The following is a 13,457-nucleotide window of genomic DNA, read 5'->3' as shown; positions in this document are numbered from 1 at the left end:
TTACTCCGCCGGTTCGGTTTTCTGGGACGCCTGATAGGCGGACGCGGGGGTGACGCCGGCCGCACGGGAGGGTTCACCGGTCTCGGGGCCCTGGCTGCCGCTGCCCGGGGTCTGCGCCATGGCGTGCAACAGGTAGTAGACGCCGATGCCGAAGACGATGAAGTAGACGACAATGAAGACGAGCAGCGAGGTGGCGACCGCCGGAGCGTCGACGGGCGAGACGCTGTCGGAGGTGCGCAGCAGGCCGTAGACCGTGAAGGGCTGGCGGCCGACCTCGGTCGTGATCCATCCGGCGAGCACGGCGATGAAGCCGGCCGGCCCCATCGTCAGCGCGGCACGGTGGAACAGCGGCGTCTCGTACAGTCTGCCGCGGTAGCGCAGGTACAGGCTCCACATGCCGATACCCAGCATCAGGAAGCCGAGGCCGACCATCACCCGGAACGAGAAGAAGACAATACCGGCGTTGGGCCAGTCCTCGCGCGGGAAGTCCTTGAGGCCGGGCACCCGGCCGTCGAGCGTGTGGGTCAGGATCAGGCTGCCGAGTTTCGGCACCTCGATCTTGTACTTGGTTTCCGCGGCTTCCATGTCGGGAATGCCGAAGAGGATCAGCGGTGCGCCGTCCTGGGCCTCGAAATGTCCTTCGAGTGCGGCGATCTTGGCGGGCTGGTGGGCCAGCGTGTTGATCCCGTGCATGTCGCCGGCGAGGATCTGCATCGGCGTCACGATCGCCGCCATCCACATCGCCATCGACAGCATCACCCGGGCGAGCGGGTTCTGCCTGTCCTTGAGCAGATGCCATGCGCCGACCGCGCCGACGACGAAGGCGGTGGTCAGATAGGCCGCGAGCATCATGTGCACGAAACGGTAGGGGAAGGAGGGGTTGAAGATGACCTCGAACCAGCTCTCCGGCACGAACTGTCCGGCGGCGTTGATCGAGTGGCCGACGGGGGTCTGCATCCAGCTGTTCGCGGCCAGGATCCAGAAGCCGGAAAGTGCGGTGCCCAGGGCGACCATGCAGGTTGCGAAGAAATGCAGCCGGCGGCCGACACGGTTGAGACCGAACAGCATGATGCCGAGGAAACCGGCCTCCAGGAAGAAGGCCGAAAGCACCTCATAGCCCATCAATGGTCCAAGCACCGGCCCCGTCTTGTCGGAGAAGACGGCCCAGTTGGTGCCGAACTGGTAGCTCATGACGATGCCGGAAACGACGCCCATGCCGAAGGCGACGGCGAAGATCTTGAGCCAGTACTTGAAGGTGGAGAGATAAACGTCCCGCCCGGTGGCCAGCCACAGGCCCTCCAGCACCATCAGGTAGCTCGCCAGGCCGATTGTGAAGGAGGGAAATATGATGTGGAACGAGACCGTGAATGCGAATTGCATCCGGGCCAGTTCGACTGCGGTAAAGTCCATCTGTCACCTCGAGCCTGTCGGTCTGGGTCGTCTCCCACCGTATGCGGGCAATCTCGTTACACTATACTGAATTTATCTGTCACAGGTGCCCGTCAGCGATGTGACAGATTGAAGCCCTGGCGCGGAACGGCGGCCGGCTCAGATTTCGCCTTCGGTCGGGATGTTGAGTGTCCGCCCGCAGTGCTTGCAGTGGACCGCATCCGGATCGTGCCGCGACAGTCCGCAGTCGGGGCAGGCATATTGCACCTTCTGCGGTCGGAAGATCGTCTGCACCAGACGCAGGAAAAGCCCGACGCCGAAGACCATGATGATGATCGTCATGAAGCGGCCGGTGCTGTCGGTCATGGTGATGTCGCCGAAACCGGTCGTCGTCAGCGTCGTGACGGTGAAATAGAGCGCGTCGAGATAGGTGTTGATCGCCGGGTTCTGGTGGCCTTCGAGAACGAACACCAGCGCCGTCACCACGAAGATGAAGACGATGAGGTTGATCCCCGACTGGATCACCTCCTCATTGCGCTTGAAGAAGCCGGACTGGTCGCGAAGCTCGCGCAGCAGGTGGTAGGAGCGCAGCAGCCGAAGCATCCGCACCACCCGCAGGAAGGCGAGATTGTCGAGGACCGCGCTCGCGAACAGCGAGGCGATCACGACCGCGTCGGCGATGGTCGTGAACTCGGCGAGGGTGCGTGCGGGGCGCGCGGCGGCGATGAGGCGGAAGGCCAGGTCGAGGCTGAGCACGGCGCCGAGCGCATAGTCGAACCTGTGGTCGACATGGCTCGGGTCGGAGATCATCGAGGAGACGATGAAATAGCCGATTGTCATCAGGTCGAAGACGATCAGCGCGATCTGCCAGGCGCGGGCCCGTGTCGTGTTGCCGTGATAGAGTTCGCGCAGCAGCGCGCGCACTGGGGAAACGCGCGTGTCGGGCGCGGGCGATGGCGGCGTTTTCTGGGCGTCTTTCATTGCCCCAAGAGACCGTGTTCGCCTTTCCGCGTCAATCGCCGCCCGACCGCCTGGCGATGCATCCCGAGGTTGTCCGTCCGGGCGAAAACAATGTGTGTTTTGAGTCTTTTGCGAATCGGCACAAACTATTTGTTAAACAATTAATGATGTCGCCAGGAAGTACCTCGGCGCCGGCTTGGGCGGGATGTGTCATGAACGGGTTCACTAAAGCTTTGCCGACACTCGACGATTCTCTTCGATTTGCGGAGCAGCACGTCGGCGACATCCTGCACACGCCGAAGTCGCCGGACGGCGCGGCCTATCGCTTCATTGTTCGCGGCGCGGGCCGCTTCGGCAATGGCGCGCGCAGCGGCCGCCCCAACGAGGTTCTGGCGACAACCCGGCGCGAGGCGGAGCTGAGGCGTCTGCATGCGGTCGCCCAGAGCATCGCCATGTATCTGGAAGAGCGGATCGAGGCGGAGGCGGGCACCGCCGGAAAGGCCTGATCCCGCCGCCCGGCGGGCAACGGGACCGGCAGCCTCAGGACCAGGTGCGCTCGAGCACGGACACCCAGTTGCGCCAGGCGATCTTTTCGATCAATTCCTCGCCGTAGCCCGCCTTGCGAAAGCCTTCGATGAGCGCCGGCAGGCCGGTCGCGTCGGAAATCGCCTGCGGCACGATGCAGCCGTCGAAATCCGAGCCGAGCGCCACTCCGTCCTCGCCGAGCCGCGACAGCAGGTGATCGACATGGCGCACCATCTGCTCAATGGGCGTGTCGAGGCGGATGCGTCCCTGCGGATCGACAAAGGCGAGGTGAAAGTTCAGCCCGGCAAGGCCTCGTGATTCCGCGATGGCGTCGAGCTGCCTGTCGGTGAGATTGCGCGCCGAGGGCGTCACTGCATGGGCGTTGGAGTGCGAGGCGACGAGCGGCCTGTCCGTCAGCCCGGCCACGTCCCAGAAGCCCTTTTCCGTCAGATGCGACAGGTCGACCATGATCCGCAGCTCGTTGCAGGCCTTGACCAGCGCCTTGCCGGCGTCGGTGAGGCCGGGGCCCGTGTCGGGAGACGAGGGGCAGGCGAGCGGCACGCCGTGGCCGAAGAGGTTGGTGCGGCTCCAGACGATGCCGAGCGAGCGCAGTCCGGCCGCGTGCAGCACCTCGAGTGCGTTGAAGTCCTTGTCGATCGCCTCTGCGCCCTCGATGTGGAGAACCATCGAGAAGGCACCTCGCGCCATCGCCGCGCGGATGTCCTCGCCCGTGCGGCAGATCGCGACGGCGCCGTTCGCCTCCCGCTCGATGCGCATCGCCTTCGCGGCCATCGCCATGGTGACGCCCAATGCCGCCGGCTGCTGCACTTCGGCGAAATGCCGGGGGTCGTTGGGGTCGTAGCTGACGGTGATGTCCTGCTCGATCCGGGAGGGAATGAACATGGCGAAGAGCCCGCCGGCAAGACCGCCCTCGCGCGCCTTGGGCAGGTTGATGTGGCACTTGTTGTCGCGGTCGAAGAAGGAGATGGGGCGCCCGGCACGGGCCGCCACCTCCAGCTTGAGCAACGTGTCGTTGTGCCCGTCGAAGACGGGAACGGGGCGTGATGTCATCGTGATTTTCCCTGGAAGGTAGGCGGATCCGGGGAGTGTTGCACGCGGGCGTGGGCTTGGAAACCGCGCCGGATTGAGAAATGCGCAGGCGGAATGAGCGGCTCTTTCGCCTGCGCCCAAGGTCTCCGCGTCAGGCGGGCGCGTGTTCCGGGAAGAGCGCGGCGAGCCCTTCGGCGCTGGCCGGACAGACGCCGCGCTCGGTGATAAGGCCGGTGACGAGGCGCGCGGGGGTGACGTCGAACGCCGGGTTTGCCGCGGGCGTGGTCTGCGGGGTGATCAGCACCTTGTCGAGCGTGCCGTCGGCGCGCTTGCCGTGGACCCAGGTGACCTCTTCCGCGCTGCGTTCCTCGATGGGGATCTCGCGCAGGCCGTCGCTGACTGTCCAGTCAATGGTGGAGGAGGGCAGTGCGACATAGAACGGCACGCCGTTGTCCTTCGCCGCCAGTGCCTTCAGATAGGTGCCGATCTTGTTGCAGACGTCGCCGCGCGCCGTGGTGCGGTCGGTGCCGACGATGACCATGTCGACCGCGCCATGCTGCATCAGATGGCCGCCGGCGTTGTCGACCACCAGCGTGTGCGGCACGCCGTGGCGACCAAGCTCCCAGGCGGTCAGTCCGGCGCCCTGGTTGCGCGGGCGGGTCTCGTCGACAAAGACATGCACCGTAAGGCCGGCGTCATGGGCCTGATAGATCGGCGAGGTGGCTGTGCCCCAGTCGACGGTGGCAAGCCAGCCGGCGTTGCAATGGGTCAGAATGTTGACCCGCTCGCCGGCCGGCTTGCGCGCGGCGATCTCGCGGATGACCGCAAGACCGTGCTGGCCGATGGCATGGTTGACGGCAACGTCCCCGTCGCACAGATCGGCGGCGAAGCGCCATGCGGCAGCCGCGCGCTCTTCACGCGCCAGCGGGCGCAGGTGCGCCGCCGCCGCGTCGAGCGCCCATTTCAGGTTGATCGCCGTCGGGCGGGTCGCGATCAGCGTTTCACGGGCGTTCTCGAGCGCCGCGTCGCTGGCATCGCGCGTGAGAGCGATGGCCATGCCGTAGGCGGCAGTCGCGCCGATCAGCGGTGCACCGCGCACCCACATGTCGCGGATCGCGGTCGCCGCGTCCTCGAGTGTCCCAAGGTCCACCGTGACAAATTCATGCGGCAGCCGCGTCTGGTCGATGATGGAGGCGCTCTTGCCGTCGGCGCCAGGCCAGATGGAGCGATAGGCGGTTCCGTCGATCTTCATGGGCGTCTCCCTTGCCGGGTCTCTGATCGTGCGCCGGTTTTGGGCGATGCGCGTCGGTCAGGCAAGCCCGGCATGCGGATCCGAAGCGAAAAACGGCCCGGCCCTTGTTGAAAGGCCGGGCCGTCTCGATGGTCCTGCGCCGCGTGCGGGGCTCCGTCAGGCTGTTTCCGTCAGCACCACCTGGAAGCCCTCGAAGGACGGCGGGCCCAGATAGAGCGGCTTGTTGTCCCCGGCGTTCTTGTGGGCGTCGCGGAAGGCCTGGCTCTGCGTCCAGGCGCGGAAGGCATCCTCGTCCCGCCAGACCGTATGGGAGGCGAAGAGCGTATGGTCGTCGCCGGCCGGGCCGCGCAGCAGGTGGAACTCGACGAAACCGTCCATCTCCGCCAGCTTCCGCTCCCGGTTGCGCCAGACCTCCTCGAAGGCGTCTTCCTGTCCTGGCTGCACGCGAAAGCGGTTCATCGCGATGTACATGTCGAGGGATCTCCCTGGTCGTGGTGTGTCGTGGCTATCTGGGGTCGCTGAGAAGGGGCGACAAGGGATTGCAGGGCCTTGCGAAAGGCGCTCTGCCCGGAGCTGCGCAGCGGCACGAAGGGCTTGTTCAGCTTCTGGCAGATCTTCTTGGCGCGCAGGCAGGCGTCGTGGCTGACGCAGTTGACCGGGCAGAAGACGCAATCGACCGAAGGCAGCAGGTTGTCGAGGCGTTGCGGCGCATCCTCAACGCCGCCGTCGTGGTGGACGAAGGTGGCGTTGAATGCCTCGGCGATACCGCGCAGCCGGTCGCGATGCCCGTGCATGCCGCCGACATAGAGAACGGCGCGCGGGGCGGTGGCTTCCGCCGCTCCTGCGGCGAGCGGAATGATCGAGACGCCGCCGCCAGGCGTCGGCGACACGGCCACCTCCCGCGCGGCCATCGGGTGCGGTCGGGCCGGACGGGTCTCGCCGGTCTCCCGGTCGATCTCGGCCAGCCGGGCTTCTGCCAGTCGAGCCCGGGCGCGTGCGGTCTGGATGGCGCGTTCGGCCTTCGAAAGCCGCTTGCGCAGGGTCGCCGTGTCATCGCTTGGCGCGGCGTCCTCGGGCTGGCTGGAGGCCTTCATCTCGCGTTCGGCACGCAGTCCCGTCAGCGCTGCACGAAGCTCGGCGATCTCGCGATCGCGCTCGGCCAGCGCCGACTTGAGGCCGGCCTCGACCCGGCGGGCGCGTTCCTCGCTGTCGTGGAGCTGGTCGCGCAGCGTGGTCGCCTCCGCCGTCTTCTGCCGGAACGAGGCACCGGCGAGATGCGAGAGCATGTGCACCTCGCCGAAGACGGAGGCGCGCAGGCTCGCGGGGACATGCGCCTGCGTCATGAATGCCCAATAGGCCGGGGCGACCTGGCCGCGCTCGCACATCTCGCGCCAGAGAGCGGCGAGGGCGTCGGCGCCACGGGCCCGCGCGACGCGTCGCAGTGCCCCCTCGAAGCGCTGGTCGAGCAGCTTCTGGAAGGCGCGGGAAAAGGTGTTGTCGGCGGTGGACAGGCGCACGAAATGGCCGTGAACGTCGTAGTCGGGCGTTTCCGCGGCCAGGTCGATGCCGACCTTGCGGGCCAGCCGCCTCAGGTCCTCGACGCTGGCGCAGGTTCCCACGATCGAGCAATGGACGTTGTCGCTCTGCTCCCAGATCGCGATGCGCCGCTTCTGCGCGCTGTCGCGGGCGGCGGCGTCCACGGGTTTCGGGGCGCCGCCTGCGACATGCGCCTCGAGCGCCTCGCCGATGGCGCGCTGCAAATCCTCATGCCTTGCGCACATGTCCTGTCGTCTCGCCTCCGCTTGGCCGGTGCCGGCGGCACCGTTTCGAAGCGTGGCTTGCTGGGCGTCGAGGGAGATGACACGTGGCTTGCTGGCGCTTGGATCTCCGGCCGCCCCTGGGCACAGCGGGACGGCGACGGACTTGAATGTCGTATGAAACATGAGTTTTGTAGTCAAGAATAAAACGCAACCGTCCCCCACAACCCTTGTGCCGGCCTTCCACCTGCGGCGCCGCATGCGAAAAGACGGAAAACTCACGGGAAAGGCATTGCATCGGGATATAAAGATGAGTATTCGAGTCAGGAATTAAGTTGCGAATGACTCGCAAGTTTAGAGTCGTTCCAATCTGTGACTGTCGCAGTCGGCGGCCGGGGGGCGGATGGATCCATCCGACGCGGTCCCGCAACACGCAGCAAAGGAGCCTGCATGATGAACGAGCAAACCGCATTCCGCAGCGAGGGTACCGTGTCCCGGCCGACGCGCGGGCTGCGGAGCAAGACCCTCGTCCAGCCGCAGGTGCGGCGCAAGGACGAGGCGCCGCTCGAGCTCGACAGCGAGGTCCTGTTCCAGGGCGGGCGGGAACTGCACATTCGCCACAAGGGAAGCCTCTACCGGCTCTCCATCACCCGCTTCGAAAAGCTGCTCCTGACCAAGTGAGACGGGTGGCCCGCCTTATGGGGCGGGCCATGCCTGCCTAGCCTGGCGGTCGCGGCACCTCGGTGCCGCGACCGCTCTTGCGTCGCGTTCCGGCATCTGCCAAAACATCCGCGGCCGGCAGGCGCGTGCGAGACCGCGCGCCGACATGTGAACGCTGGCTCGGAACAGGCCGGAAAAATGGCGCAGATCGTCATCTCAGTGCGGTTCGACGAGACGCAGCCCCGACGGGGCGCGGCGTCGCATGCCGCGCGCGCCGTCTCCAGCCTTGCCTCTTCTTCCCGGCGCGCCGCGCACCTTCCCCCGTCTGCCGCCTGCATGCTGGCGCAGGGCCCCGCCTGCGGCCGATTTAGCCCCGTCCCGTTCGCCTGATCGTCTTCGCCGGTTCGTCTTGTGGCGACCTGCGGGCGGCTCCTGGCCCTTCGGCCGCGATCCCGCGCAAGCCGTTGACGCGGCGAACTGGAAACCCGCCAGAAGTCTGTTAAAAGACCGGAACCCATTCCAACAGGCAGCGCCGGCAAGCGCCGCGCGCGCCGCAGATCGTGACGGTGTCATGTCCGAAATCGAAATTCTGGAATCCGACATTCTCGCCGCCGTTGCGGCGGCCTCGACCGAAGCCGCGCTCGAGGATGTGCGCATCGCCGCCCTCGGCAAGAAGGGCTCGATCTCCGAACGTCTGAAGACACTCGGCAAGCTGACGCCCGACGAGCGCCGCGAGGCCGGCCCGGCGCTCAACGGCCTGAAGCAGCGTGTCGCCGATGCCCTGCAGGCGCGCAAGGATGTGCTGCAGGAGGCGGCGCTCGACGCCAGGCTCGAGTCGGAGCGCGTCGATGTCACCCAGCCACTGCGTCCCGCGCCGTCGGAGACCGGCCGCATTCACCCGGTCAGCCAGGTGATCGACGAGCTGACGGCGATCTTCGCCGACATGGGCTTTTCCATTGCCGAGGGGCCGGACATCGAGACCGACCATCTCAACTTCACCCAGCTCAACTTCCCGCCCGATCACCCGGCGCGCGAGATGCACGACACGTTCTTCCTGCATCCGCGCGCGGACGGCGAGCGCATGCTGCTGCGCACCCACACCTCGCCGGTGCAGGTGCGCACGATGATGTCGCAGACGCCGCCGATCCGGGTCATCACGCCTGGGCGCACCTACCGCTGCGACAGCGACCAGACCCACACGCCGATGTTCCATCAGGTCGAGGGCCTGGTCATCGACAAGGGCAGCCATATCGGCCACCTGAAGTGGATCCTGGAGGAGTTTTGCAAGGCCTTCTTCGAGGTCGACGAGATCAAGATGCGCTTCCGTCCGTCGTTTTTCCCCTTCACCGAGCCGTCGATGGAGGTCGACATCGGCTGCGACCGCTCCGGCGGCGAGGTCCGGATCGGCGAGGGCGACGACTGGCTCGAGATCCTCGGCTGCGGCATGGTGCATCCCAATGTCATCCGCAATTGCGGCCTCGATCCCGACGTCTACCAGGGCTTTGCCTGGGGCATGGGCATCGACCGCATCGCGATGCTGAAATACGGCATGGCCGACCTTCGTGCGTTCTTCGACGCGGACGTGCGCTGGCTCGACCGCTACGGCTTCCGCCCGCTCGACCTGCCGACCCTGTTCGGAGGATTGTCGCGATGATCTCCAAGGTCCTTCACCGCGCCCTGGGCGCGCTGCTGCTTGCGGTTTTCCTGTCGGCGGCCACCACGCCGCTGGTTCATGCCCAGACCGCGGGGGCAGCCGCCGGAATTTCGGCGGCGCAGCGCTCCTTCGTCGATGTGTGCGCCGACAAGTCCGGCGAACGCGGCCGGCTGCGCTTCTGCGACGCCTATTTCCGCGACGGGCTCGGCGTCCAGGCCGATCCGGTCCTCTATCTGCGCGACCGCATCACCACCTTGCGCGCCAGCCAGGAGGCGAATGCGGAAAGCAACTACGAGAGCTTTTTGACGGCGGTCGGCATCGTCGCCTTCCTGTCCATCGCGACCATGCTTCTGGTGGTGAGCGAGCGCCGCATTTCCGGCATCGCCAAGTGGGCGATCGCCACCTCCGCGGCGGCACTGCTGGTGATCGTCGCGACGGTGACCGTGGGCTGGCTCGACAAGTACCGCGCCGAGGACGCGGCGATGCTGGAGCTGGGCCTGCTGCGCGACCAGGTCGAGGTTGAGGCATCGCTGGCGATCTCTTCCGGTGGCACGATCTCCGACGCCCAGCTCCGTCGCTGGACCGACCGGCTGCACGAGATCGGCGTCCGGTTCGCGGAGAATTATGGCGGCGCCTCGCTGGTGCCGGATCTGGACCGCTTCACCCCGTCGAACTGAGGCCTGCCTGCGCCGGCGCCCGTTCGGCCTGACGAGACACGAAAGACCGCTGTCATGAAATTCACCCTGTCCTGGCTCAAGGAACATCTGGAAACCGACGCCACGCTCGAGGAGATCGTCGAGACGCTGACGCGTGTCGGTCTCGAGGTCGAGGGCGTGGAAAACCCGGCCGCCCGCCTGAAGCCCTTCACCATCGCCCGCGTCACCGACGCGAAGCCGCATCCCAACGCCGACCGGCTCAAGGTGCTCACCGTCGATGCCGGCGACGGCAAGCCGCTGCAGATCGTCTGCGGCGCGCCCAACGCCCGCGCCGGGCTCGTCGGCGTGCTCGGGCGTCCGGGCGACTATGTGCCCGGCCTCGATGTCACGCTGTCCGTCGGCAAGATCCGCGATGTGGAAAGCTTCGGCATGATGTGCTCGGAGCGTGAGCTGGAGATGTCGGACGAGCACAACGGCATCATCGAGCTGGCCGAGGACGCCCCCGTCGGAGCCTCCTTCGCGGCCTATGCTGGCATGGACGATCCGGTCATCGAGATCGGCCTGACGCCGAACCGCCCGGACTGTACGGCTGTTTCTGGCATTGCCCGCGATCTCGCCGCCGTCGGCCTCGGCAAGCTGAAGGAGAACTGGCCCGAGCCGGTGCGTGGCGACGGGGCCTGCCCGGTCAACGTGCGCCTGGAATTCGGCGACACGCCGTCGCTCTGTCCGGCATTCGGCCTGCGTCTTGTGCGCGGCGTCAGGAACGGCCCGTCGCCGGAATGGATGCAGAAGCGCCTCAGGGCCATCGGCCTGCGCCCGATCAATGCGCTGGTCGACATCACCAATTACCTGACCTTCGACCGCGGCCGTCCGCTCCATGTCTTCGACGCGGCCAAGGTCGCGGGCGATCTGGTGGTGCGCCGCGGCCGCGAGGGCGACGAGCTGCTCGGCCTCGACGGCAAGACCTATCGCTTCGACGACACCATGTGCGTCATCAGTGACGACAATGGTGTGGAGTCCATCGGCGGCATCATGGGTGGCGAGGCTTCCGGCTCGACCGGCGAAACCACCGACGTGCTCATCGAGTCGGCGCTGTGGGACGAGGTCAACATCGCCCGCACCGGCCGTGCGCTCGGCATCAACACGGACGCACGCTACCGGTTCGAGCGCGGCGTCGATCCGCAGTTCTGCCTTCCCGGCCTCGATCTCGCCACCCGGCTGGTGATGGAGATGTGCGGCGGCACGCCGAGCGAGGTGGTTTTCGTCGGCGAGATCCCCGACACCGAACGGATGATCGACTTCCCCTTCGCCGAGGTGAAGCGCCTGTCCGGTATGTCCCTGTCGCCGGCCGAGATCAAAGGCGTGCTCACCCGCCTCGGCTTCTGGGTCGCCGGCACCGGCGACGCGGTCAAGGTCGCGCCGCCGTCCTGGCGGCCGGACGTCCACGGCAAGGCCGATCTGGTCGAGGAGGTCGTGCGCATCGTCGGTCTCGACAAGATCGTCCCGGAGGCGTTGCCGCGCACCTCGGCGGTCGCCGGCCGTATCCTGACGACGGCGCAGGTGCGCCGGTCGCAGGCGCGTCGCTCGCTGGCCGTTCGCGGCATGAAGGAAGCGGTTACCTGGTCCTTCATTTCCCGCCCGCAGGCGGAAGCCTTCGGCGGTGGGGCGAAGTGCCTCGAACTCGCCAACCCGATTTCGGCCGACATGTCCGACATGCGCCCGAGCCTCGTGCCCGGGCTGGCGGCGGCGGCACAGCGCAATGCCGATCGCGGTTATGGCGATGTGGCGCTGTTCGAGGTCGGGCAAATCTTCGCCGACGACACGCCGGAAGGCCAGTCGATGGTCGCAGCCGGCCTGCGCAGCGGCACCGCCGGCCTCGACGGGGCCGGTCGCCACTGGGCAGGCAGCGCCGGGGAGGTCACCGTCTTCGACGCCAGGGCCGATGCCGAGGCGGTGCTCGCCGCGATCGGTGCGCCGGTCGACAAGCTGATGGTCTTCACCGATACGCCGGACTGGCTGCATCCGGGGCGTTCGGGCGAGCTGCGTCTCGGCCCCAGGACGGTGCTGGCTCGCTTCGGCGAGTTGCATCCGCGTGTGCTGCGCTCCCTCGACCTCGACGGCCCGATGGCGGTGTTCGAAGTCTACCTCGACGCGCTGCCCGAGCCCAAGGTAAAGGCCGGGCGGTCGAAGGGGGCCTTCGATGCCAGCGACCAGATGCCGGTGCGCCGCGACTTCGCCTTCGTCGTCGACGAGGCTGTGGCGGCCGAGAAGCTCATCAAGGCGGCGCGCGGGGCCGACAAGGCCCTGATCACCGATGTGACGCTTTTCGACATCTACCGTGGACAGGGCATCGAGCCGGGACGCAAGTCGTTGGCCATTGACGTCACGCTGCAGCCGCGCGAGCGCACGCTTACCGAGGCTGAGATCGAGGCCGTCGGCGCCAAGATCCGCGCCGCGGTGGAGAAGGCGACTGGCGGCACGCTGCGCGGATAACCCTGCGTCGGGTCCGGCCGCCCCGGGCGGCCACATAGCAGGCAATGGCGCGGGCGGTGATCGCCCGCGCCTTCTCAAACCTGTCGGGAGACCGGCCCAAACTCGTCGGGAGACTGGCCATGACGCCCCGTCCATCGCCCGAACCGCGAACCGACCTTGCCGCCGGCCTGCCGCTTGGCCGTGAGGTGCTGGGCGATCCGACCCGCTCGGGCGAGGACGAGCGGCGCAAGATGCTCGAACTGATCCTGCGCACCGACGAAGCGGTGATGCGCGCCCTCCATCTCGCCCGCAGCCTGGCGCTGCCCGACTGGCGTCTGGCGAGCGGTGCCATCTACCAGACGGTCTGGAACGCTCTGACCGGCCGCCCCGCGGGGCATGGCATCCGGGATTTCGACCTTCTCTATTTCGACGCCTGCGATCGCGGTTTCGCGGCCGAGGACAGGGTCATTCGCCGCGCCGCGCGGCGCTTCGACGGGTTTTCCTTTCCCGTGGAGGTGCGCAACCAGGCGCGCGTTCATCTCTGGTTCCCGGAGAAATTCGGCCAGCCCTATCCGCAGCTTGCCTGCACCGACCAGGCACTCCTGAACTACGCCAGCCGAACCCATGCGGTCGCCGTGCGCCTCGAGGCCGACGGGCGGCTCGACATCGCCGCCCCCTTCGGCCTGGCCGACATCTTCGCCATGCGCATCGTGCCCAATCCCGCGCTCGACAACAGTGCGACCCATGCGGCGAAAGCCGAGCGCATGAAGGCGCTGTGGCGGGAGCTGGAGGTCGTGCCCTGGCCGGATACGCTGCAGGCGGATGCGGATGCAGATGCGGCTGCGGAGGCACAAGCGGCGGGCGAACCGCGCCCGCCGCGCGCGGCCGCACGCGATTGGCTGCGCCCCTGATCGGCCGCCGTGACGGCGCGCGTCTGGACAAAGGCCTGGAACATATCGCTGTGCTGCGTGTTATGACCTGCGGTCGTCTTTGGCTCCGACCCTGTCGGGCGATGTCTTGGGCCTCCCGCACCGAGACGGCAGCCGTTTCGTTTTTCCCTCGTCCGCTGGCGCCCTGCGCCC

General features: G+C 67.2%; 12 protein-coding genes. 6 read left to right on the top strand and 6 right to left on the bottom strand.

What is annotated here, in order from left to right:
- Entirely contained in the window at nucleotides 1-1,410 is a 1,410-nt protein-coding gene (locus ACSLUQ_RS13075; protein WP_417772090.1) for a cytochrome ubiquinol oxidase subunit I, read from the bottom strand.
- A gap of 138 nt (nucleotides 1,411-1,548) precedes the next feature.
- Nucleotides 1,549-2,370, bottom strand: a complete 822-nt coding sequence (locus ACSLUQ_RS13070; protein WP_417772091.1) for an ion channel — start codon at nucleotides 2,368-2,370, stop codon at nucleotides 1,549-1,551.
- A 191-nt stretch (nucleotides 2,371-2,561) separates the two neighbouring features.
- Here ACSLUQ_RS13070 and ACSLUQ_RS13065 point away from each other — a divergent pair, with 191 nt between their 5' ends.
- Nucleotides 2,562-2,855 (top strand): hypothetical protein, encoded by a 294-nt coding sequence (locus ACSLUQ_RS13065; protein WP_461808768.1) that lies wholly within the window; start codon nucleotides 2,562-2,564, stop codon nucleotides 2,853-2,855.
- Between the two features lie 34 nt (nucleotides 2,856-2,889).
- Here the strand turns inward: ACSLUQ_RS13065 and ACSLUQ_RS13060 are convergent, their stop codons facing one another.
- From ACSLUQ_RS13060 to ACSLUQ_RS13045, 4 genes are all read right to left on the bottom strand, one after another.
- Nucleotides 2,890-3,945 (bottom strand): dipeptidase, encoded by a 1,056-nt coding sequence (locus tag ACSLUQ_RS13060; RefSeq protein ID WP_461808767.1) that lies wholly within the window; start codon nucleotides 3,943-3,945, stop codon nucleotides 2,890-2,892.
- Nucleotides 3,946-4,075: 130 nt separating this feature from the next.
- Complete coding sequence (mtnA, locus tag ACSLUQ_RS13055; protein ID WP_461808766.1) at nucleotides 4,076-5,176, bottom strand: S-methyl-5-thioribose-1-phosphate isomerase; 1,101 nt, start codon at nucleotides 5,174-5,176, stop codon at nucleotides 4,076-4,078.
- A 156-nt stretch (nucleotides 5,177-5,332) separates the two neighbouring features.
- On the bottom strand, nucleotides 5,333-5,647 hold the full coding sequence (locus ACSLUQ_RS13050; protein WP_417772095.1) for an antibiotic biosynthesis monooxygenase family protein: 315 nt from the start codon (nucleotides 5,645-5,647) through the stop codon (nucleotides 5,333-5,335).
- Nucleotides 5,632-6,957, bottom strand: coding sequence for a DUF2325 domain-containing protein (locus ACSLUQ_RS13045; protein ID WP_461808765.1), 1,326 nt, complete (start codon nucleotides 6,955-6,957; stop codon nucleotides 5,632-5,634). Before ACSLUQ_RS13045 ends, ACSLUQ_RS13050 begins: the two co-directional genes overlap by 16 nt.
- A gap of 426 nt (nucleotides 6,958-7,383) precedes the next feature.
- Between ACSLUQ_RS13045 and hemP the strand changes: the two genes are divergently transcribed.
- From hemP to ACSLUQ_RS13020, 5 genes are all read left to right on the top strand, one after another.
- A complete protein-coding gene (gene hemP, locus ACSLUQ_RS13040) occupies nucleotides 7,384-7,614 on the top strand; it encodes a hemin uptake protein HemP (RefSeq protein ID WP_417772097.1) in 231 nt (76 codons plus the stop codon).
- Between the two features lie 550 nt (nucleotides 7,615-8,164).
- On the top strand, nucleotides 8,165-9,247 hold the full coding sequence (gene pheS, locus ACSLUQ_RS13035; protein ID WP_417772098.1) for a phenylalanine--tRNA ligase subunit alpha: 1,083 nt from the start codon (nucleotides 8,165-8,167) through the stop codon (nucleotides 9,245-9,247).
- Nucleotides 9,244-9,924, top strand: a complete 681-nt coding sequence (locus ACSLUQ_RS13030; RefSeq protein WP_461808764.1) for a phenylalanyl-tRNA synthetase subunit alpha — start codon at nucleotides 9,244-9,246, stop codon at nucleotides 9,922-9,924. The genes pheS and ACSLUQ_RS13030 overlap by 4 nt, the downstream gene beginning before the upstream one ends.
- Before the next feature lie 54 nt (nucleotides 9,925-9,978).
- Nucleotides 9,979-12,396: a phenylalanine--tRNA ligase subunit beta gene (gene pheT / locus ACSLUQ_RS13025; RefSeq protein ID WP_461808763.1), complete on the top strand. Its 2,418-nt coding sequence runs from the start codon at nucleotides 9,979-9,981 to the stop codon at nucleotides 12,394-12,396.
- Nucleotides 12,397-12,515: 119 nt separating this feature from the next.
- Nucleotides 12,516-13,286, top strand: coding sequence for a nucleotidyltransferase family protein (locus ACSLUQ_RS13020; protein ID WP_461808762.1), 771 nt, complete (start codon nucleotides 12,516-12,518; stop codon nucleotides 13,284-13,286).
- The last annotated feature ends 171 nt before the right edge of the window (nucleotides 13,287-13,457 follow it).

The sequence above is a fragment of the Stappia sp. ICDLI1TA098 genome (genome assembly GCF_054880955.1).
Note: the sequence above shows the minus strand (reverse complement) of the source record. Positions and strands in the feature narration are given on the sequence as shown.